This is a genomic window from Nocardioides hankookensis, assembly GCF_042658885.1.
Lineage (GTDB): Bacteria > Actinomycetota > Actinomycetes > Propionibacteriales > Nocardioidaceae > Nocardioides > Nocardioides hankookensis.
Map to the genome: position 1 here is coordinate 364,167 of NZ_JBHSRJ010000009.1, position 21,189 is coordinate 385,355.

Sequence of the window (21,189 nt, forward strand, 5' to 3'; positions counted from 1 at the left end):
ACTAGAACGCGCCCCTGTGGGTGCGTCCAGCGCCAGGTGTGCGGAGCCTCAGCGCTTGGCGAGCTTGCCGAACGTCCGCAGGGTGGCGGCGTAGTTGTCCGACGTCGTCGACATCCGCGCGGCCGCGAGGTCGCGGGCCATCGCGGTGGTCAGCGGCCGGTTCGCCGTCAGCACCAGGTAGGTGGTTGCGCCGGTGCGGTTGACCAGCATGCTGGTCGGGGTCGTCGAAGCAGTGAACTTCGACGGCCGGAACACGATCCACGAGCGCGCCGTACGCCGGGTGCCGAGCTCGGCCACCAGCGCCTGCTCGGCCTTGGTCGGCGTCGCACTCCCGGAGACGACCTTCACGGTGACGCCGAGCCGGTGCGCGCGCCGCAGCTGGGCGGCGATGGCCCGGTCGCTGAGCTGGGCGGTGGAGAGGCGGATGGCCGCGCCGGACGTGGTGTTGTGGACGGCGGCGCGGACGGTGCGGGCGACCGAGCGACGCGACGCCGACGACGTGGAGGTCGGGTCGTTCACGCTGGTGCCGGGCGCGAAGCTGACCGGCGTCTGGCCGCTCGTGGTCGCCGGCATGCTCAGCACGACCGAGAGGGCGTCGTGGTCGGAGTAGAGCTCCGTCGTCGCCTGCTCGAGCACGCTGAACGACGCGGCCGGCCGCATGAAGACGTAGTCGATGGTCGCGCCGTGGTGGTCGCCGGTCGGCAGGTAGGAGCCGTAGACGTCGTAGCTCGGCGTCAGGCCGGCCGCGGTCAGCCCGGCGCGCGGGTAGTCCTTGGCGCGGTAGTGCACGTTGAAGTCGCCGCCGACGAAGACCGGGCCCATGCTGCTCAGCCCGCCGACCAGGGCGCCGAGCCGCTGGATCGAGGGTCCCATCAGCTTGGCGGTGATCGAGTTCTTCGGGGCGATGTGCGTCGCCACCATGGAGACCATCTGCTTGCCGTCGTTCGAGCGGACCGTCACCCAGTTGGCGTAGCGGATGCCCCACTCGACGTGCTGGCCGCGTTCGCGGCCGCGCTTGTTGCTGATCATCGTGGTGCCGCGGTTGATGGCCGTCCACCGGTCGGTGCGCCAGACCACGGGCGACGCGCCGGTGTACTGCCCGGGCGTGCGGAACAGGTCGTAGCCGGTCGGCGCGAGCAGGTCGTCGGCGCGGTAGGGCACCTCGTTGAAGGTCACGAAGTCGGGGCAGTTCGAGAAGACCTTGCTCAGGTCGGAGAGGAACTTGGGCGTCGCCTCACCGGACTTGAGGTTCGCCTGCGTGATCCGGACCGAGGAGATCGGCAGCACGGGCGTCGGCGTCGGGGTCGGGGTCGGCGTCGGCGTCGCGGTGTTGCCGGGCGTCGGGGTGGGGGTCGGCGTCGCCGTGTTGCCGGGCGTCGGCGTGGTGGTGCCGTTGCCGCCGGTCGTGTTGGTCGTCGTCGGGCAGCCGGTGACCTTGCGGCTGGCGACCGGCTGCGCGGCGTCCGCGGCGGACGTCGCGTGGACGGCCACCGGCACGGCGCAGGCGAGCGCGGCGAGGGCGGCGCCCCAGGCGGCGCGACCGGCTCCCCGGCGCATCGGCGGGCGGGGCGACAGCTTCATCGAGACGGTCCTTTCAGCGGCGGAACGGGACGTTCCAACGGTGCCCCCGACGGTGCACCACATGGATCTCACCAGTCACACCAGCAACACGGCAAGAGCTCCGCGCGAATTACAGATCTGTAGTTTCCGGACGAGGTCTAGACCGACCGCGCCGACCCCCATCATCGGCCGGACGACGGCGTTGCTGAGGCGTCCGAGATGCCCAGGACGGCCGCCAACGGCTCCGCGAGGTGCTCGGCGTACTCGGTCGTCATGTGCTCGCTGTCGCGCATCGGGATGAACGAGCCGACCACCGACGGGCACCGGCGCCGGTCGCAGAACCAGTGCTCGGCATCGACGTACCGCGCACCGGCCTCGGCGGCCACCGGCCCGAAGCTGCGCTCGATCGAGCGCTGGGCCGAGCTCGGGGAGAAGAGGCAGTCACCGAGGTCGTCGGCCTCCGAGAGGCAGACGGCCTGCTCGCGCGGCAGCTTCGGGGTGTTGCCCAGCACCGCGACCTCACCGGCGTACGGCGTCAGCGCCTCGATCTCGCGGCGCAGTCCCTCGCCGACGGCCCGGGTGAACTCCTCGCGGTTGCCGGCGCGCTCGACCACGTCGCCGGTCTCCGGGTCGACGACCGGCGCGAGCGGGGCGTTGGAGATCAGCACCAGGTCAGGGCGCAGGTCGCCGATGGTGTCGATCGTCCAGTTGATGAAGTCCTCGCACGCCGCCCAGCGCCGGCCGGTCTCCGGGTCGAGCCGGTAGGCCTGGTTGGCCGGGCAGCCGCTGTAGACGAACGTGTAGGCGCGGTAGCCGTGCTTCGCCCCGATCGCGTTGACCGCGGGGCTCCAGGCGCGGGCGTGCGAGTCGCCGATCACCACGATCGAGCGGTCGGCGTCGGGGTCGCCGTTCGGGCAGAGCTGGTGGGTGCCGGTGCGGTAGTCGCAGTCCCCGAGGGGCGCCGTGTCCTGGCGGATGCCGCGCAGCCCCGGGACCAGGTCGCCGGGCACGGGCTGGCCCTTCTTGGCCGCGAGCACCGAGGCCTGCACGAGCGCGCGGGCCGGGTCGTCGCTCAGCTTCTTGCCCGCGAACTCGTCGACGCTGATCGCCGGGTTGCCGGCGTTGCGGTCCAGCTTGTGGTCGATCCAGGCGTTGGAGACGACCAGGCCGAGCACGACGATGCCGACGCTGGCCGGGTAGAGGGCGACCGCCCGCCACGACGGGCGCCACACACGTCCGCGGCGGAACGGCTCCTCGACGAACCGGTAGGTCAGGCCGCTCAGCACGAAGATCGCGACCAGGCAGACCACCAGGTGCGTGCGCGACAGGCCGTGCCAGTGCGACCGCGCGATCACCAGCACGGGGAAGTGCCACAGGTAGAGCGAGTAGGACCAGTCGCCCACGATCCGCGCGGGCCGCACCGACAGCGCCCGGGCGACGAGGGTCCGCTCGCCACCCGCGAGACCGCCTGCGGCGAGCACCGCGACGGCGCCCAGCACCGGGACGGCCGCCAGCACGCCCGGGAACGGCGACTGCGCGTCGAAGGTGACCGCGCCGACCAGGATCGCCACGATGCCGGCGGCGGCGAGCAGCTCGACCCGGATGCCGGGGGTGCGCGGTGGTGGGTCCTCGTCGGCGGTGTCCCGGCGGAGCATGACCACCGCCAGCAGCGCGCCGGCGCCGAGCTCCCACGCCCGCGTCAGCGTCGAGAAGTACGCCGTGTCCGGGGACGCGTACGTCGCCCAGACCGACCAGCCGAGCGAGGCCGCGACCAGGACGGCCAGCACCACCGTGGCCCGCCGGCGCACGTCGTACCGTCGCGCGACGAGGTGGCCGGTCGCCAGGACGAGCAGCAGCAGGAGCGGCCAGATGACGTAGAACTGCTCCTCGACCGAGAGCGACCAGAAGTGCTGGAGCGGCGAGACCGGGCGGTCGGTCGCGAAGTAGTCGGTCTCGACCATCGCGAAGCGGATGTTGGAGGCGAAGAGGCCGGCCCAGATCGCGTCGACGAAGATCTCGTCGGCCCGCACGACCGGCAGGAAGACCGCGCTGGCCAGGCAGGTGGCGACGAGCACGACCGTCGCGGCGGGAAGGATGCGGCGCGCGCGGCGCGCGTAGAAGCCGAGCAGGGAGAGCCGCTCGGAGCGCACGACCTCGCGCATCAGCAGGGTCGTGATCAGGAAGCCGGAGACGACGAAGAAGACGTCGACGCCGATGTAGCCGCCCGACAGGGAGGAGAATCCGGCGTGCGCCGCGATCACCAGGAGGACCGCGACGGCGCGCATGCCCTGGATGTCGCCGCGGAAGCGGGCCACGGGTCGACCGGCGTTCGCACGAGGGGTCTCGGTCGGCGCTGGGAGCGTCACGCGGGATTCTCTCGGGTCGTCGGAGGTCGGTTAGGGTGGCCCGGTGCGTGAGGAGCCCGGCCGTCATCGGGACCGGCAACGCCGCGGTGCGACGGGAATCCTAGTCGCTCTCGGGCTGCTGGTCGCAGTCGGCGTGACCACCGCCGCCGTCGCCACGCCGCTGATGGACCGCTCCCCCGAGACCCCCTCGGACGTCGCCGCCGTCCTCGACGAGGCCCCCTCCGCGGGCGCCACGACGTCGGCTCCCGCCGAGGCCCAGGCCTCCGCGCCGGCGAGCCGCGCGATGGTCCGCACCCCCGCGCCGCAGCGCGTCGTGCAGGCCAAGAAGCTGACCCGGATCCCGGCCAAGGTCATCAAGAAGCAGCAGCTGCTCGCGGCCCGCGCCGAGGCCGCCGCGCAGCCGGTCTCGCTGCGGATCGGGTCGTTCAACGTGCTCGGCAGCCAGCACACCGCGCCGGGCGGCGACCGCCGCAGCTTCCCGTCGGCCTCCTGGCGAACGCCGCAGGCCGCCGCCCTGATCAAGCAGCACGACGTCGACGTGGTCGGGCTCCAGGAGGTGCAGGGCGACCAGCTCACCGGGCTGGAGAACGCCACCGGCTTCGCGGCCTACCCGGGCTTCGCCTTCGGCTCGAACGAGACCGACAACTCGATCCTCTACGACCCGGCCAAGTTCGAGTTCGTGGACGGCTCGTCGTTCACGATCACGTTCATGAACGGCCAGCACCCGCAGACGATCCTCAAGCTGCGCGAGCGCTCCACCGGCCGGGAGATGTACTTCGCCAACATGCACGCCTCGGCCGGCCACGACGCCAAGAACACTGGCACCCGCATCGCGGGTCACCTCACCGGCGCCGACATGTTCAACCAGCTCCGCGCCAGCGGCCTGCCGGTCTTCCTCACCGGCGACATGAACGACCGTGGCGACTTCTTCTGCCGGGTGCTCCCCCGCATCGGCGGCGTCGCGGCCGTCGGCGGCTCGATCAGCGGCGGCTGCCACCCGCCCGCCCGGATGGCCGTCGACTGGGTCGTCGGCTCCAGCGACGTCAGCTTCAGCAGCTACTGGCAGGACGGCTCACCGCAGGCGCGGAAGATCAGCGACCACTACTTCGTGTCAGCCCTCGCCACCATCGGGCCGGTCGACTGACCTCGCGCGAGCGCCGCAGCTCGCGCACGTCGCCCAGCAGCCCGGCGACCACCTCGGCGGCGGCGTCGGCCACCTCCGCGTCCGTCACCGTGTCCGGCGTACGGCGCGGCTCCAGCTCGGCGGGGACCCGCAGCAGCTCGACGTCACCGACGACGTCGAAGGGCCGGCGGCCGAGGAAGGCGATCGCCCGGTCGCCCCGGTCGCGGCACTCCTGGACCTGCTCGGGTCCGGGCCAGTAGCGCTCGCCGCCGCGCGGCACCAGGCGGTCATCGGCGAGGAACGTGCGGATGTAGACACCCCGGTCGAAGGACGACTGGAAGTCGTCGAGGTGCTCGTTGACCCGCCGCAGCAGCTCGGCCTCGACGACGCCCATCGACTGGTTGGGGAAGGAGCTCGACAGGTCGACGCCGTCGGCGGAGATGCCGACCAGCGCCGCGAAGCGGTGCCAGATCTCCTCGCGCGGTGCGCTCGGGTCGAGCGGCAGCACGTGGATGCGCTCGGGCGGCACGGCCCGTGACCACCGCCGCAGGACCAGCCGCAGGTCGAGGGTCCGCCAGTTCCAGATCATCTGCGGGCTCGGGGACTCGCGGCGGGAGTAGTCCTCCATCCGCGCGGTGCCGCGGTTCTTCAGGCTCTCCTGCCAGCTGGCGGTGAAGAGTCCCAGCGGCTCGCGCGCGGTGACCACCACGTGCACCTCGGCCGGCGCGAGCTGCTCGACCATCGCCTGCGCCTGCTCGGCGTCGGCGGCCGCGAAGAACTCGTGGCTGACCAGACCGTCGCCGTCCCAGCCGCTCAGGTCGGCGCGGATCCGCGACCAGGCCTCGTGCTCACGCTGGGGCCTGTGAGTGCGCTCGGGCTCCTCGCGGACGACCCGGCTGGCCCACAGGTGGTCGCGGCGCTCCCGCCCGGGCAGCAGCAGGCCCTGCTCGCGGACGACGTCGCGGTTGGCCCACAGGATCGTCTGGAGGTACGTCGTGGCGGTCTTCGGCAGGCCGATGTGCACGAAGACGCGACGCACCATCAGATGCTGTCCTGGAACTTCTCGATCGCCCGGTCGATGCGCTCGCGGTCCTGGTCGGCCATGGGGAGCAGCAGCTCCTGCACCAGGTCCGCCAGCTCGGCGAGCCGCAGGTTGTGCCGGCGTACCTCGGCCAGGTCGGCCTCGAGCCGCTCGACCCGCTGGGTCAGCTCGTGCACCCGTCCACCGGGCAGACGTGACCTCAGCTCCATTGCGCCACCAACCTTCCGACTGCGAACGACCGTGCGTCGCTCCCTGCTCCTGGGTCCAGCTCCCGGACCGACAGGATTGTCCCACCGTGGTCCGTGACCAGCCGCCGCGCCCGCTCGACCGCGATCGGCCGCAGCATCAGGTCCGGGTCGGGCTCACCTTCGCCGGTCCAGAACTCGAGGTAGAGGTGGCCACCGCCACGCAGCGTCATCGACGCGAACCGCCCCAGCGACTGGCGCCCGAACTCGTCGGTCGCGTCCAGCAGGTGCCGCGCGACGACCGCCCGCGGCCCCGGCTCCCGGGCCACCCGCGCGCCCTCGCTGAGCACCGAGCGCCACTCCGTGAGGTTGAGGGGGCGGACCTCCATCGGGAGGTCCTTGCTCTCCGCGTGCCGCCTGGCCTTGCGCGGCCCGACGGCCGCGAAGTCGTACGCCGTCGCGCGGCGCCCGCGGCGCGCCCACCACAGCGCGTCGGAGCCGCGGCCGGCGCCGACGTCGAGCAGGTGGGTCGCCGGGTCCTCGCGGCGGGCGACCAGGCGCGCGAGGTCGCTGCCCTTCTTCGGCAGCGACGTGCTGCGCGCCAGCGACCACTCCCGCTCCCACTCGCGACGCTGGTAGGCGGAACCGCGGAACCACTGGTTGAGCTGGGCCTTGGTGCGCTCCGACGTCTCGAACTGGTACGCCGGGTCCGGGACCCGCCACGACGGGCCGTACATCGCCTCGAGCAGCTTCTCCGGCCGGGCCGGTGCGGGGAACGTCCGGCCCGCCAGCTCGCAGGTCCCGAGCGGGTGGATCCACTCCGGCTCGTAGTCGGTGCCGACCTCGCCCATCAGGTAGAGCCGGCCGCCGTCGAGGAAGCCGCCGAAGACGTCGAGGCCGCGCGGGATCCCGTCGCCCTCCTCGACGCGCACCCGGAAGGCGGCGCCGCTGTAGCGGTAGGTGTCCATCCCCCGGGCGGCGACGGCGCGCTGGAGCCGGAAGGACTCGCGCACCACGTCGACCGGGTCGGTGTGCCGCGAGACGTAGCCGAGGTCGGCGTCGGAGTCGTGCCCGAGGAACTGGCCCTCCCGCACGGCGCCGAGCAGGGTGCCGTACGCCGGGAACGCGGCGACGCCCTCGTCGCCCAACGCACCGAGCACGTCGTCCATCGCGTCCAGCAGCGGGTCCAGGTCGGCCTGCGTGCGCACGGAGAAGGTCGGGCTGAAGCGGCCGGCCTTGTCGAGGCTGATCTCCAGCCCCGCCTTGTTCACGAACTCGATCCGGCGCTCCCGGTCCGCGCCGTCACCGAAGGACAGGTCGCCCTCCCACAGGACCCGGTCGGAGACGTGCTCGCGCAGCGTCACCGTCGAGGTGCCGCGCAGGTGCGGCCGCATGACCTCGGGCCACGACACGCGACGCACCACGCGGCCCGTCGTGTCGCGGCGCACCCAGAACGACCAGATCCGGCGGCCGTCGAACAGCGCGTCCACGACCAGGTCCCGACCCGGGACGAGGAGCCTGACCTCCGTCTCGTCGACGGCCAGGACCCGTGCCGCCAGGGCGGCCATCAGTCGAGGTCGACGTTGACGTACGGGTCGACCACGCGGGGCAGGGCGAGACGTCCGGCGGCGCCGCCACCCGTGCCGTCGTCGGTGCCGTCGTACTTGCCGTCCGGCGGCGGGTTGTCGAACCAGTAGTCGATGTGGTCCTGGTAGCGCAGCGTGTAGCGCTTGCCGTGCAGGGTCCCGATGTTCTCGTCGGAGTGCGTCGAGAGGTCCGAGGTGTTGGACGACCCGTTGTACGCGACGTACGTCGTCCGGTCCTTGCCGACCACACCGTTGATGGTCAGGACCTTGATGTGGAAGTAGTTGTCGAAGTCGCCGTCGCCGTCGAAGTCCTGGACCAGGTGCCGCATCGGCACCGCGCCCCGACCGCCCGAGCCGCGCAGCACCTTGCGCACCGCGACGCCCATCACGGTGTAGACGATGCGCACGTCGCAGCCGCTGTCCCACAGCGCCTTGAGGCGCTTGGCGGCGACCATGCCGCGGTTGCCGCGGATCACGTCGGGGGCGCTGCGCACGATGGTGCGACCGCGCTTGTTGCCGGAGTCCACCGCGCCGCGGCAGCGCACCATGTCGAGCGCGTCCTGGACCGGGTCGGACTTGATCGCCTTGCCGGCGTACGGCGAGAAGGTCAGCCCGAAGCCGCCGCGCGAGAAGGTCGTGTAGGGCTGCTTGATCGGCTTGTCGCGCCACATCTGGTTGAACACGCCGCCGGCGAAGCGGTACATGTCCTTGCGCCCGACGTACGTGAAGAGCTCGTTCCACTGGTTGTAGGCCGCCGCCACCGTGAGGTTGGCCGAGCCCTGCATGAAGACGTACGGCGAGGCGCCGGTCTTGCTGAAGAGGAAGAACTTGGCGTGCGCGGAGCCGCCCTTGCCGCGGCACGAGCCGGTGCAGGTCTTGGCGATGCTGCGGTTCTCCGGGCGCTTCTTGCCCTTGTTGCCGGCCGCGAGCTCGGCGCGAAGGCGGCGGAACGACGGGTTGGGCGTGTCCTCGTCGTTGTTGGAGGCGTCCATGAGGAGCCGGACCACGACGCCGCGCTTCTGGGCGTTGACGAGCGCCGTCGCCGCCTGCGGGGACTGGAAGTTCCAGGTCATGATCTTGATCGACGAGCCCGGTCGGGCGTGGTTGATCGCGCCGATGATCTTGTAGTTGATGTGGTTCTTCGTGGCCCGCGAGCCGATCGGGGAGTTGAAGGTGATCCCCGGCGTGACCTCGTAGCGCTGCTTCTTGGGCTTGCTCGGCTGCTGGGCCGGAGAGGCCGACGCGGCCGTCTCCAGGCTCGAGAGCGGTCCGGCGGTCGCCACCAGGGCGCCGCACAGGACGGCCACCAGAGCGCTGCGGAGCAGGTGCACGTAGATCTCCCTCGAAGGCTGGTGAGTCGCCACCGGTCGACGTGCTTCACGAGCGTCCGACACGAGCTGGGTCCCCGGCAGAATACATGCCGCGTGGCCGCTCACCCAGCCGACGCGAGCCCGGTAGCCTCCCCCTGTGAGCAACGCTCCCGTCAGGGTCTACATCGCGCGACTGGTGGGTCTGCCGATGTTCGACCCCCCGGGCGACCAGGTCGGCAAGGTCCGCGACCTGGTCGTGGCGGTCCGTTCGGAGGTCCACCAGCCCCGCGTCCTCGGCATGGTCGCCGAGGTCTTCGGGCGACGCCGGATCTTCGTCCCGATGACCCGGGTGACCAGCATCGACAGCGGCCAGGTGCACACCACGGGGCTGCTCAACATGCGCCGCTTCGAGCAGCGCCCCGGCGAGACCCTGGTGATCGGCCAGATGCTCGACCGCGAGGTGCGCGTCGCCGGCAGCCAGACGACCGGCACGGTCTACGACGTCGCCATGGAGCAGGCCCGCAACCGCGACTGGGTGATCTCCCGGGTGGCCATCCAGGAGCCCGGGCGCGGCCTGCGGCGCCGTGGCCAGACCCACGTGGTCGAGTGGCGCGACGTCGAGGGGCTCACCCGGCGCGACGAGTCGCAGGGTGCCACCCACCTGATCGCCGCGCTCAACGAGATGCGCCCGGCCGACGCCGCCAACATGCTCCACGGGCTGCCCGCCGAGCGCCGCTCCGCCGTCGTGGCGGCGCTGCACGACGAGCGGCTCGCCGACGTGCTCGAGGAGCTGCCCGAGGAGGACCAGGTCGAGATCCTGGAGCTCCTCGACTCCGAGCGGGCCGCCGACGTCCTCGAGGAGATGTCGCCGGACGACGCGGCCGACCTGATCGCCGACCTCTCCCCCGAGACCGCGGCCACCCTCCTGGCGCTGATGGAGCCGGAGGAGGCCGAGGACGTACGCCGCCTGATGTCGTACGTCGAGAACACCGCCGGCGCGATGATGACGCCCGAGCCGGTGATCCTCGGCCCCGATGCCACGATCGCCGACGCGCTCGCCCACGTCCGCAACCCCGAGCTGACGCCCTCGCTGGCGGCGCTGGTCTACGTGACCCGCCAGCCGCTCGAGACCCCGACCGGTCGCTTCCTCGGCGTCGCCCACATCCAGCGGCTGCTCCGCGAGCCGCCCTCGACGCTGGTCGCCGGCGCCCTCGACGACACGATGGAGACGCTGCGCCCCGACGCGACGATCGACGAGGTCGCCGCCCACCTGGCCACCTACAACCTGGTCGCGGCCCCGGTCGTCGACGAGAACGGCCACCTGGTCGGCGCGGTCACCGTCGACGACCTGCTCGACCACATGCTGCCCGAGGGCTGGCGCGACCGCGCCCGCTCCGGCACCGACCAGCCGCAGGAGGCGCGCCGATGAGCGACCGCACCCCGCGCCTGGACACGCCCAAGGAGACCCGCCGGCAGCCGCTGGTGCGCCGGCCGTCGTACAACGCCGACGCCTTCGGCAGCTTCGCCGAGGGGTTCGCGCGCTACATGGGCACCGCGCGCTTCCTGATGTGGATGACCGCCGTCGTCCTGCTCTGGGTCCTCTGGAACGCCCTGGCGCCCGCCGACCTGAAGTTCGACGAGTTCCCGTTCATCTTCCTGACGCTGGCGCTGAGCCTCCAGGCGTCGTACGCCGCCCCGCTGATCCTGCTCGCGCAGAACCGCCAGGAGCAGCGCGACAAGGTGATCGCCGAGCAGGACCGCCTGGCCAACGCCCGGGCACACGCCGACATGGAGTTCCTGACCCGCGAGGTCGCGTCGCTGCGGATGGCGGTCGGTGACGTCGCGACCCGTGACTACCTGCGCTCGGAGCTCCGCTCGCTGCTCGCCGACCTCGACGAGCGCGCCGCCGAGCGCGGCGAGGCGTCGTAGAAGGCTGCTAGCTAGCCGCGCTTCACCAGACGGCCGAGCCCGCGGGTGGGTGCCTCGGTGCGCGCACCCGGCGAGGTGCCCTTGAAGTACTCCTGCTTGGTCGCGCTGCGGCGCTCCTCCAGGGCGACCGCCAGGTCCGCGGTCGGTACGCCGGCAGCCGGACGCTCGGCGACCGGGACGAGCGGGTCGGTCTCGACCAGCACGCCGAGGTCGTGCAGGGCGTCGACCTCCTCCTCGACGTACTTCTCGTAGAAGCGCACCAGCTGCCGGTCCAGCGCCGCCGGCTCGAGGCCGCGGTTGATGAGCGCGCGCAGGGTGCGGGCCGCGGGCTGGCGGTCGGGGCGGTAGCTCGCCTTCGGTCCGGAGGCGACCATCGCGGTCCACTTCCGCACGAACTCCTCGGCGGAGTAGGACTCGTAGTGGAAGAGCTCGAGCCCGTCGGCCTCGTGCAGCGGCCACGGGCTGCCGCCGTCGTCGACGACCTTGTGCAGCGTCAGCCAGGCCCTCTCCCCCACCCGGACACCCGACTTCCCCATCAGGTGGCCGCGGAAGTAGGACTGGTTGGTCGGCTCGGCGACCAGTCCCAGGCCGTGCAGCAGATTGAGGTCCGGCTCGTCGAGCTCCCGCTTGAAGAGGGAGGGCTCGCCGTCCCAGGTGCGGCGGCTGAGCGCCTCCCGGGTGGCGGCGCGCAGGCCGGTGGTGCCGGCGGGCAGCGCGGTCATCACCGCCGGGTCGAGGCGGAGCACCTCGTCGCCGTCGACGTGGAAGACGAACGCGTCGGCGAGGCCGAGCCCGGCCAGCACGTCCTTGGCGAGGTTGGCGTTGGTGCACTGCCGCTCGTTGAGCTCCTTCGGCCGGGCCCCCGCCCACCAGCCGCTGCCGGCGCGCACGCAGGTGACCGCCGGGTGCCCGTCCAGGTACGCCTCCACCTCGTCCTGGCGCGGCCCGTTGGGCTTGTCGAGGAAGACCACCAGGTGGTCGACGCCACCGGCCAGGTTGCCCTCGACGTACCTGCGCACGTGCTCGGGACTGTCCATGACCGTGCTCGCCGCGAAGACCAGTGGAGCAGGGGAGGGACCAGGCATGCGGTCAGGATAGGTGACCCATCTACACTCGTTGGACCATGAGCACCCCCCTCCTCGACCAGATCCAGGCCGCCCTGGCCACCGTCAACGACCCGGAGATCAAGAGGCCGATCACCGAGCTCGGGATGGTCGACTCCGTCGAGGTGGACGAGGCCGGCGTCGCGCAGATCACCGTGCTGCTGACGGTCGCCGGCTGCCCGCTCAAGGACACGATCAACCGCGACGTGACCGCTGCCGTCTCCGGGATCTCCGGCGTCACCGGCGTCGACCTCACCCTCGGGGTGATGACGGCCGAGCAGCGCTCCGGCCTCCAGGAGACCCTGCGGGGCGGCCAGGCCCAGCGCGAGATCCCGTTCGCCCAGCCCGGCTCGCTGACCAAGGTCCTCGCGATCGCCAGCGGCAAGGGCGGCGTCGGCAAGTCGTCGGTCACCGTCAACCTGGCGCTGGCGATGGCCAAGCAGGGCCTCAAGGTCGGCATCGTCGACGCCGACATCTACGGCCACTCGGTGCCCGCGATGCTCGGCGTGGCCGACCACCGACCCACCCAGGTCGACGACCTGATCATGCCGGTCCCCACGCCCAGCGGCGTCTCGGTCATCTCGATCGGCATGCTGAAGCCGCGCCGCGACCAGGTCGTCGCCTGGCGCGGCCCGATGCTCGACCGGGCCCTGGTCCAGATGCTCGCCGACGTCTACTGGGGCGACCTCGACGTGCTGCTCCTCGACCTGCCGCCCGGCACCGGCGACGTCGCCATCTCGCTCGGCCAGCACCTGCCGGGTGCCGAGGTCGTCGTCGTGACCACGCCGCAGGAGGCCGCCGCCGAGGTCGCCGAGCGCGCCGGCACGATGGCCTCGATGATGCACCAGCGCGTCGTGGGCGTCGTCGAGAACATGAGCTTCCTGCCCTGCCCGCACTGCGCCGCCGAGGGCACCGAGCACCGCCTCGAGATCTTCGGCAGCGGCGGCGGCGAGCGCGTCGCGGCGACCCTCTCCGAGCGCTTCGGGTACGACGTGCCCGTGCTCGGCCAGGTCCCCATCGACGTCTCGCTGCGCGAGGGCGGCGACGCGGGCAAGCCGATCGTCGACTCCGACCCGACCGCACCGGGTGCGGTCGCGCTGACGGCCGTCGCCACCCGGCTCGCCGGCCGGGGACGCGGACTCGCCGGCATGCAGCTCGGCCTCACGCCCACCAGCAAGTTCTGACCCGGTAGGTTCTGCGTCGTGTTCGGGGTGGGGCTGCCGGAGTTCGCGGTGATCGCTGTCATCGCGATCTTCGTGTTCGGTCCCGACAAGCTCCCCGACCTGGCCCGTCAGGCCGGCCGGATGGCCCGCCAGGTGAAGCGGATGGCCGACTCCGCCCGCGACGAGCTGCGCGAGGAGCTCGGGCCGGAGTACTCCGACCTGGAGCTGCGCGACCTCGACCCGCGCGAGATCGTCCGCCGCCACATCACCGAGGCCATGGACAGCCTCGACGACGAGGACGACGCACCGGTCCGGACCCGCAGGGGTCAGCGCCCGCTCGAGGACGGCGAGATCCCGCCGTACGACGTCGACGCGACCTAGGGTCGGCTAGCGCGACTGCACCGCGGCCAGCCCGTCGTACGGCACCAGCACAGCGCGACCCTCCTCGCCGACGCGCGCCTCGACGAAGTCGGCACCGACCCGGCGCACCGTCGCATCGAGCGCCTTGCCGTCGACCAGGTGGAGCACGCACCGCTCCCCTGCCTCGGCGAGCCGGCGCAGCGCCGAGCCGAGGCCGAGCCGGGCGACCGGCGACCACGCCACCTCGGGCGACGACCGCTCGGATGCGCCGCGGACGCCCACCAGGGCGGCGAGCGGGACGATCCAGTCCTGACCGGTGCCGCTGACCAGGCACCACCCGGTGCCGACCCGCTCCAGTGTCCCGTTCACCGCCCCGACGCCGCGGACGTCGAGGACGACCTCGTCGCCGACCGTGGCCATCAGCCGGCTGGCGAGGGTGACCTGCTGGTACTCCGACCTGCTGCGGTCGGCGAGCTCGGCGCCGCGCTCTGCGTCGTACAGGGCCTCCGCCTGCTGCTCGAGGTCGTCGAGCAGCGCGAAGAGCTCCTCCTCCCAGGCCATGGACCCACTCTCCCCTCTCAGGCCTCGACCCGCAGCCCCAGGCCCTGCGCCATCAGCGGCGCCAGGACGGGCAGCTGGTCCGGGCTGATCGTCGCACCGCGCAGGTCGAGCAGCCCGGAGAGCTCCTGGAGCTCGCAGCCGCGGAGGTCGACGTCCTCGAGCCGCGCCTGCTGGACGCTCAGCGCGCCGACCCTGCTCCCCCGCAGGGCGACCCGCCGGGCCACGGCGCCCGACAGGTCGAGCTCCTCGACCACGCAGTCGGTGAACGCGACGTCGATGAGCTCGGCGCCACGGAGGTTGAGGTAGCTGATCTTGCAGCCGACGAAGTGCACCGAGCGCCACTGCGCCTCGTAGGCCTCGAACGAGCCGAGCCGGCCGGTGACCCGGACGTCGCGCCACTCGCACCGGGCCGCCCAGACGACCGGCAGGTTGACCTGTTCCAGCTCGACGTCGACGAAGCGGCTGCCCTGGAGCGTGGTCTCGTCGGCGGAGACGCCGGCGAACCGCGCCTCGTTCACGACCCCTCCCGCCAGGTCGAGGGCGGGCAGGGCGAGGTCGGCGTACCCGACCGCCTCGAGGTCGGCCCGTGCGCGGAGCTCCGCGGGGTCGCCCTCGGTCAGGGCGCCGAGCGTCAGGCGGTCGATCTGGGGCTGCTGGGTGGTCGTACGTCGTGGCGGCACCGGTCGACCGTATCCCCCGCAACCTGTGGACGAACGATTGACGTCGTGGGTAAAGAGGCGTTTCCTTAAGCAAACACAAGCAAACGCAACGATCAAGGATCTCGGCCATGATCTCCCTGCCCCGCTGTCTCGCCGTCGCGGCGGTCGCCACGCTCGGGTGCGGTCTCCTGGTGGCCTGGCTGCTCTCGACGGCCCTCGCGCCCGGCGCGGCGACCTTCGAGGCCGCGCTGGTCCGGCTCTGCGCCGCCCTCGGCGTCGTGGCTGCCGCGTGGCTGTGGCTCGTCGTCGTCCTCACGGTCCTCGATGCCCTGCGCGGCCGCGGACGCGCTGCGGGCGCTGCGACGGCTCCCGTGCGCCGCGTCGTCCTCGCCGCCTGCGGAGTGGCCCTCGTGGGCGGCCTGGCGACCGGGACCGCCCACGCGACCCCCGGGCGACTGCACGAGGACCGTGTGGCCGGCTCCGCGGCGGTCCTCGCCGGACTCCCGCTCCCCGAGCGGGCGCCGGCCCCGGCACCCGACCGCACGGTCGTGGTCGCCCCCGGCGACAGCCTCTGGTCGATCGCCGCCCGCACCCTCGGCCCCGGCGCCAGTGCTGCCGAGATCGACGCCGGCTGGCGCCGGCTCTACGACCTCAACCGGGACGTGATCGGCCCGGACCCCGACGTCATCCACCCCGCCCAGCGACTGGAGGTACTGCCATGACCGCATCTCGACCCCACGACGTCGTACCGCTGCGGCGACCGTCGCCCATGGCCAGCGTGCAGGGCACCCTCGCGCTCGACCTCCAGCCGCGCCAGGACCCGCCCTGGGTCGACCCGACGCCCGGTCACGGACCGGTCGCGGACGTGCTCCCGATCGACGGCCCCCTGCGCCGGGCGATCGAGGAGTGGGCGCGGCGGTACTCGCAGGCCGCGGTCGAGATCGTCGGCGGCGACCGCCCGGTCACCCAGCTGCTGCGGTGGAGCTCACGCGAGGTCTACGACAACCTCCAGCGCCGCGCCCTGCTCGTCGCGCGCGCCGGCAAGCACCAACCCGGTCAGGGCCGCTTCCAGCCGGTCCGCCCGCGCGTGCTCGGCGTGCACCCGTGCTTCATCAACCGCGACGTCGTCGAGGTCAGCACGCACGTCCGGTACGGCGAGCGCTCGCGCGCCCTCGCCGCCCGGTTCGAGCGCACCCGCGACAACCGCTGGCGCTGCACCGCCCTCGAATTTGCCTGAGCAGCTCCGCATCGCTTCGCGATGCGGAGCGTGGCTCAGGCAGGTCGAGTAGCCGCCACGACTGAGCTCGCGAAGTCGTGATGCGGCGTATCGAGACCCAGTCGCCTTCGCTGACGGCCGGGTCTCGATACGCTCGCTGGCGCTCGCTACTCGACCAACGAAAGGCGCTCGCTACTCAACCACCACCGGACTAGCTGATGCGCGCCGTCAGACCGGTCGGGCCGCCGGGGCGGCCGTGGCACATCTTGTACTTCTTGCCCGAGCCGCAGGGGCACTTGTCGTTGCGCCCGACCTTGGAGAACTCGTCCTCGGCCGCGGCGGCCGTGACGACCTCTGCCTCGCCGTCCTCGCTCGGGGCGGAGTAGGAGAGGTTCTGCGGGGCCGCGGCCCGCTCGAGGCCCTTGGCCCGGATCGCGGGCTGGGCGCTGGGCTGCTCGGCCGACGGGAGCACGCGGGCCATCGGCTCGGCGACCTCCTCGGCCTCGACCTCGAAGTCGACCTCGCCCTCCGGCTCCTCCTCGACCTGGACGTCGAGGTTGAACAGGAAGCCGACAGACTCCTCCTTGATGCCGTCCATCATCGCGGTGAACATGTCGAAGCCCTCGCGCTGGTACTCGACCAGCGGGTCGCGCTGTGAGTAGGCCCGCAGGTAGATGCCCTCGCGCAGGTAGTCCATCTCGTAGAGGTGCTCGCGCCACTTGCGGTCGAGCACCGACAGCACGACGCGACGCTCGAGCTCGCGCATGACCGGCTCGCCGATCTCCTCCTCACGGCGGTCGTACGCCGCGTGGGCGTCGGCCTGGAGGGTCTCGACGAGCTCCTCGCGGTCGAGGCCCTCGACACCGCCGGCGGCATCGATGAGCTCGTCCTGCTTCACCGTGACGGGGTAGATCTGGCGCAGCGCGTTCCACAGCGCGTCCAGGTCCCACTGCTCGGCGAACTCGGCCGTCGCACCGGTGACGTAGCCGGCCACGGTGTCGTCGAGGAAGCCGGCGATCTGCTCCTCGAGGTCCTTGCCCTCGAGGACCTCGCGGCGCTCGGCGTAGATCACCTTGCGCTGGCGGTCCATGACGTCGTCGTACTTGAGGACGTTCTTGCGGGACTCGAAGTTCTGCGACTCCACCTGGCCCTGCGCGTTGGCGATCGCGCTGGTGACCCGCTTGTTCTCGATCGGGACGTCGTCCGGGATCTTCAGCACCTGGAGCACGCGGTCGACCCACTCGGACTTGAAGAGCCGCATCAGCTCGTCCTCGAGGGACAGGTAGAAGCGGGACTCGCCCGGGTCGCCCTGGCGGCCGGAGCGACCACGCAGCTGGTTGTCGATGCGCCGGGACTCGTGCCGCTCGGTGCCGACGACGTAGAGGCCGCCGACCGCGCGCACCTCGTCGTGCTCGGCAGCGACCTGCTCCTTGATCCGCTCGACCATGGTCGGCCAGGCCTCGTCGTACTGGTCGGCGGTCTCGCCACCGGGCTCGAGGCCCTGCTTGCGGAGCTCCTGGTCGGCGAGGAACTCCACGGAGCCGCCGAGCATGATGTCGGTGCCTCGACCGGCCATGTTGGTGGCGACGGTGACCGCGCCCTTGTGGCCGGCCATCGCGACGATCTTGGCCTCGTCGGCGTGCACCTTGGCGTTCAGCACGGAGTGCGGGATGCCGCGCTTGCGCAGCTTCTGCGAGAGGTGCTCGGACTTCTCGACGGACACGGTGCCGACCAGCACCGGCTGGCCCTTCTCGTGCCGCTCGGCGATGTCGTCGACGACGGCGTCGTACTTCGCCTCCTCGGTGCGGTAGACGAGGTCGGCCTGGTCGACGCGGGCCATCGGCTTGTTGGTCGGGATCGGGACCACGCCGAGGTCGTAGATCTTGTCGAACTCGGACGCCTCGGTCATGGCCGTGCCGGTCATGCCCGAGAGCTTCTCGTAGAGGCGGAAGAAGTTCTGGAGCGTGATCGTGGCGAGGGTCTGGTACTCCTCGCGGACCTCCACGCCCTCCTTGGCCTCGATCGCCTGGTGCAGGCCGTCGTTGTAGCGGCGACCGGCCAGCATGCGGCCGGTGTGCTCGTCGACGATGAGCACCTCGCCCTCCATGACGACGTACTCCTTGTCGTTGCGGAAGAGCTCCTTGGCCTTGATCGAGTTGTGCATGAAGGAGATCAGCGGCGTGTTGACGGAATCGTAGAGGTTGTCGATCCCGAGGTGGTCCTCCACCTTGGTGATCCCGGGCTCGAGCACCGAGATCGTGCGCTTCTTCTCGTCGACCTCGTAGTCGACGTCGATCGTGAGGGTGCGCGCGATCTTGGCGAACTCGGCGTACCACTGGACGTCGTCCTGGGTGGGACCGCTGATGATCAGCGGGGTGCGCGCCTCGTCGATCAGGATCGAGTCGACCTCGTCGACGATCGCGAAGTTGTGCTTGCGCTGCACGCACTCCTCGATGGAGCCCGCCATGTTGTCGCGCAGGTAGTCGAAGCCCAGCTCGTTGTTGGTCGCGTAGGTGATGTCGCAGTTGTAGGCCTCGCGCCGCTGGTCGGGGCGCAGGTCAGGGGTGATGACACCGACGGTCAGGCCCAGGAAGTTGTGGACGCGACCCATCATCTCGGACTGGTACTTGGCCAGGTAGTCGTTGACGGTGACCACGTGCACGCCGTCACCCGACAGCGCGTTGAGGTAGGACGGCAGCACGGCGACCAGGGTCTTGCCCTCACCGGTCTTCATCTCGGCGATGTTGCCCATGTGCAGGGCGGCACCGCCGGTGACCTGGACGTCGAAGGGGCGCATGCCGAGCACGCGGCGCGACGCCTCGCGGGCGGTGGCGAACGCCTCGGGCATGATGTCGTCGAGAGACTCCCCGTTGGCCAGCCGCTCCTTGAACTCCGCCGTCATCCCGCGCAGCTCGTCGTCGCTCATCGCGACGAAGTCGTCCTCGATCGCGTTGACAGCCGCGGTGACAGCCTCGAGCTGGCGCAGGATCTTGCCCTCGCCGATGCGGAGGATCTTGTCGAGAATGGCAGGCACGTGGGTCCAACTTCCCTGAGGTCGCGTAAATCGCTGAGCGGCGCCACTCTACCCAGCGACACCCAGGGTCCGAAGGGCAGGCGCCAGGTCGCCGCGCGGTGCGACGACCACGTCCGGCAGGCCCAACCACCCGCCCAGCCTGCGCAGCTCGGCCGCCAGCTCCTCGGCGGTCTCGGCGGGTGCCGACGGCTCGGCGTACGCCCCCTGCACGAGCAGCCGTCCGGCCTTCCGATCAGCCTTCAGGTCGACCCGCGCGACGACCCGGTCGCCGAGCAGGAACGGCAGCACGTAGTAGCCGTGGACCCGCTTCTCGGCGGGCACGTAGATCTCGATCCGGTAGTGGAAGTCGAAGAGCGCCTCGGTGCGGGCCCGCTCCCACACGACCGGGTCGAACGGGCTCAGCAGCGCGCGGGCGTCGACCCGACGAGGGAGGCGCGCGTCGCGGTGGAGGTACGCCGGGCGCTTCCACCCGGCGACCGACACGGGCACCAGCTCGCCGACCTCGACCAGCGTGTCGACGGCAGCGGCGGTGTCGTCGACGGTCATCCGGTAGTAGTCGCGCAGGTCCTGCACGGTCGCGACCCCGTGCGAGCGGGCCGCCCGGCGGACCAGCTCGAGCGAGGCCTCTGCGCGAGTGGGCGTCGGCTGCGCAAGCACCGCGGCGGGGATGACGCGCTCGGGCAGGTCGTAGCGGATCTCGAACTGGCTGTTGCGCCCGGCGATCGCCACCTGGCCGGACGTGTAGAGGTAGTCGAGGACGCGTCGCGTCTTCGACCAGTTCCACCCCCAGTTGTCCTTCGACCTCGGGAGTCCGTCGTCGAGATCGCGCGCGGTCGACGCGCCACGGTCGGCGATCTCGGCGAGCAGGCTCCGCTCGAGCTCGTCGTCGACCTGCACGAACCCCCACTTGCCCCGCGTTTGTCTGTAGTCGTCCATCCGGTGCTGCATCACCGGCCACAGCTCGACCGGCATGAACGCCTGGACGTGGGCCCAGTACTCGACGACCCGGCGCGGACGTCGCTCGGCGGCCCGGCGCAGCAGGTCGACGTCGTAGGGGCCCATCCGCGAGTAGAGCGGCATGAAGTGCGCGCGCTGGAGCACGTTGACCGAGTCGACCTGGAGGACCCCGGTGCGCTCGAGCGTGCGCAGGAAGGTGCGCATCGTGGGCTCGGCGTGCGGCTTGTCGAGGAAGCCCTGGGCGGCGAGCGCCGTACGCCGCGCCTGCGCGACGCTCATCGACTGCATGGCGCCGAGGCTAGAGGAGTGCGCCGACATCTTCCCGTCAGGGAAGATCCAAGAGCTTCTCCTTGACGGCGTACATGACCGCCTCCATGCGCGAGTGGAGCTGGAGCTTCTCGAGGATGTTGCGCACGTGGTTCTTCACCGTGTTGTCGCTGATGAAGAGCTCCTTGGCGATCTCGCGGTTGTTCATGCCCTTCGCGACCAGCCGGAGCACCTCGAGCTCGCGGTCGGTGAGCCGCAGGCCGGAGGCGTGGTCGCGCTCGGGGCGCGACATCTGCTTGAACTCGTCGATCAGCTTGACCGCCATCGACGGGCTGATCAGCGACTGGCCGTCGGCGACGACCCGGACCGCCTGGGCGACCTCCTCGATCGAGGAGTCCTTGAGCAGGTAGCCGGCGGCGCCGCTCTTGACCGCCTCGTAGAGGTCGGCCTCCTCGTCGGAGACCGTCAGCATCACGATCTTGGCCGTGGGCACGGCCTCCTTGATCGCCAGGCACGCCTCGATGCCGGAGCGCTTCGGCATCCGGATGTCGAGCAGCACCACGTCGGGTGCGGTGCGCTCGGCGAGCGCCGTCCCCTCGATGCCGTCGCCGGCCTCGCCGACCACCTCGACCCCGGGCTCGACACCCAGCAACATCGTCAGCCCGCGCCGGAACAGCTCCTGGTCGTCGACCACGAGCACGCGGATGGGCTCTCGCCCCGCGTCGTTCATCGGCTCGGCCACGGGGGAATCATGGCACGACCGGACCC

19 protein-coding genes are annotated in these 21,189 nt (G+C 71.6%); 7 read left to right on the top strand and 12 right to left on the bottom strand.

Translation table 11 applies throughout. From position 1 onward, the window contains the following. Positions 1 to 48: 48 nt before the first annotated feature. Positions 49 to 1,581 carry an endonuclease/exonuclease/phosphatase family protein gene (locus ACFPYL_RS21185; RefSeq protein ID WP_379159136.1) on the bottom strand — a complete coding sequence of 511 codons (1,533 nt, stop codon included), beginning with the start codon at positions 1,579 to 1,581 and terminating at the stop codon, positions 49 to 51. Between the two features lie 161 nt (positions 1,582 to 1,742). Beyond that, a complete protein-coding gene (locus tag ACFPYL_RS21190) occupies positions 1,743 to 3,926 on the bottom strand; it encodes an acyltransferase family protein (RefSeq protein ID WP_379159139.1) in 2,184 nt (727 codons plus the stop codon). A gap of 133 nt (positions 3,927 to 4,059) precedes the next feature. Between ACFPYL_RS21190 and ACFPYL_RS21195 the strand changes: the two genes are divergently transcribed. Beyond that, positions 4,060 to 5,070, top strand: a complete 1,011-nt coding sequence (locus ACFPYL_RS21195; protein ID WP_379159142.1) for an endonuclease/exonuclease/phosphatase family protein — start codon at positions 4,060 to 4,062, stop codon at positions 5,068 to 5,070. On the opposite strand, the gene ACFPYL_RS21200 is transcribed toward ACFPYL_RS21195, so the two are convergent. Genes ACFPYL_RS21200 through ACFPYL_RS21215 form a run of 4 tightly spaced genes read right to left on the bottom strand, consistent with a single transcriptional unit; the run spans position 5,018 to position 9,193 of the window. Continuing rightward, entirely contained in the window at positions 5,018 to 6,088 is a 1,071-nt protein-coding gene (locus tag ACFPYL_RS21200) for a hypothetical protein (RefSeq protein ID WP_379159145.1), read from the bottom strand. The genes ACFPYL_RS21195 and ACFPYL_RS21200 overlap by 53 nt on opposite strands. A 2-nt stretch (positions 6,089 to 6,090) precedes the next feature. Continuing rightward, a complete protein-coding gene (locus tag ACFPYL_RS21205; protein WP_379159148.1) occupies positions 6,091 to 6,300 on the bottom strand; it encodes a DUF6752 domain-containing protein in 210 nt (69 codons plus the stop codon). Then, positions 6,291 to 7,844 carry a class I SAM-dependent methyltransferase gene (locus tag ACFPYL_RS21210; RefSeq protein WP_379159151.1) on the bottom strand — a complete coding sequence of 518 codons (1,554 nt, stop codon included), beginning with the start codon at positions 7,842 to 7,844 and terminating at the stop codon, positions 6,291 to 6,293. Before ACFPYL_RS21210 ends, ACFPYL_RS21205 begins: the two co-directional genes overlap by 10 nt. Beyond that, on the bottom strand, positions 7,844 to 9,193 hold the full coding sequence (locus ACFPYL_RS21215; protein ID WP_379159154.1) for a phospholipase D-like domain-containing protein: 1,350 nt from the start codon (positions 9,191 to 9,193) through the stop codon (positions 7,844 to 7,846). Before ACFPYL_RS21215 ends, ACFPYL_RS21210 begins: the two co-directional genes overlap by 1 nt. 136 nt (positions 9,194 to 9,329) lie before the next feature. Between ACFPYL_RS21215 and ACFPYL_RS21220 the strand changes: the two genes are divergently transcribed. After that, the gene (locus ACFPYL_RS21220) at positions 9,330 to 10,601 is read left to right on the top strand and encodes a magnesium transporter MgtE N-terminal domain-containing protein (protein ID WP_379159157.1); all 1,272 of its coding nucleotides are present in this window, start codon (positions 9,330 to 9,332) and stop codon (positions 10,599 to 10,601) included. Continuing rightward, positions 10,598 to 11,101, top strand: a complete 504-nt coding sequence (locus tag ACFPYL_RS21225) for a DUF1003 domain-containing protein (protein WP_379159160.1) — start codon at positions 10,598 to 10,600, stop codon at positions 11,099 to 11,101. The genes ACFPYL_RS21220 and ACFPYL_RS21225 overlap by 4 nt, the downstream gene beginning before the upstream one ends. 11 nt (positions 11,102 to 11,112) lie before the next feature. On the opposite strand, the gene ACFPYL_RS21230 is transcribed toward ACFPYL_RS21225, so the two are convergent. Further along, positions 11,113 to 12,186, bottom strand: coding sequence for a hypothetical protein (locus ACFPYL_RS21230; protein WP_379159163.1), 1,074 nt, complete (start codon positions 12,184 to 12,186; stop codon positions 11,113 to 11,115). A gap of 38 nt (positions 12,187 to 12,224) precedes the next feature. On the opposite strand from ACFPYL_RS21230, the gene ACFPYL_RS21235 reads away from it, so the two are divergent. After that, positions 12,225 to 13,388, top strand: coding sequence for an Mrp/NBP35 family ATP-binding protein (locus tag ACFPYL_RS21235; protein WP_379159166.1), 1,164 nt, complete (start codon positions 12,225 to 12,227; stop codon positions 13,386 to 13,388). 18 nt (positions 13,389 to 13,406) lie between these two features. Further along, a complete protein-coding gene (locus tag ACFPYL_RS21240) occupies positions 13,407 to 13,748 on the top strand; it encodes a sec-independent translocase (RefSeq protein WP_379159168.1) in 342 nt (113 codons plus the stop codon). Between the two features lie 6 nt (positions 13,749 to 13,754). Here ACFPYL_RS21240 and ACFPYL_RS21245 read toward each other — a convergent pair whose 3' ends face one another. Both ACFPYL_RS21245 and ACFPYL_RS21250 read right to left on the bottom strand, forming a co-directional pair. After that, positions 13,755 to 14,288, bottom strand: a complete 534-nt coding sequence (locus ACFPYL_RS21245; RefSeq protein WP_379159171.1) for a hypothetical protein — start codon at positions 14,286 to 14,288, stop codon at positions 13,755 to 13,757. A 17-nt stretch (positions 14,289 to 14,305) separates the two neighbouring features. Beyond that, entirely contained in the window at positions 14,306 to 14,968 is a 663-nt protein-coding gene (locus ACFPYL_RS21250) for a pentapeptide repeat-containing protein (protein WP_379159174.1), read from the bottom strand. Between the two features lie 107 nt (positions 14,969 to 15,075). On the opposite strand from ACFPYL_RS21250, the gene ACFPYL_RS21255 reads away from it, so the two are divergent. Next, a complete protein-coding gene (locus tag ACFPYL_RS21255; protein WP_379159177.1) occupies positions 15,076 to 15,669 on the top strand; it encodes a LysM peptidoglycan-binding domain-containing protein in 594 nt (197 codons plus the stop codon). Further along, on the top strand, positions 15,666 to 16,184 hold the full coding sequence (locus tag ACFPYL_RS21260) for an Rv3235 family protein (RefSeq protein ID WP_379159180.1): 519 nt from the start codon (positions 15,666 to 15,668) through the stop codon (positions 16,182 to 16,184). Before ACFPYL_RS21255 ends, ACFPYL_RS21260 begins: the two co-directional genes overlap by 4 nt. A 190-nt stretch (positions 16,185 to 16,374) precedes the next feature. On the opposite strand, the gene secA is transcribed toward ACFPYL_RS21260, so the two are convergent. From secA to ACFPYL_RS21275, 3 genes are read right to left on the bottom strand one after another with little or no spacing between them, the layout of a single operon-like run. Continuing rightward, a complete protein-coding gene (gene secA, locus ACFPYL_RS21265) occupies positions 16,375 to 19,197 on the bottom strand; it encodes a preprotein translocase subunit SecA (RefSeq protein ID WP_379159183.1) in 2,823 nt (940 codons plus the stop codon). Between the two features lie 48 nt (positions 19,198 to 19,245). Next, a complete protein-coding gene (locus tag ACFPYL_RS21270; protein ID WP_379159186.1) occupies positions 19,246 to 20,442 on the bottom strand; it encodes a winged helix-turn-helix domain-containing protein in 1,197 nt (398 codons plus the stop codon). A 37-nt stretch (positions 20,443 to 20,479) separates the two neighbouring features. Further along, complete coding sequence (locus ACFPYL_RS21275) at positions 20,480 to 21,163, bottom strand: response regulator (protein WP_449289723.1); 684 nt, start codon at positions 21,161 to 21,163, stop codon at positions 20,480 to 20,482. Positions 21,164 to 21,189 lie beyond the last annotated feature (26 nt).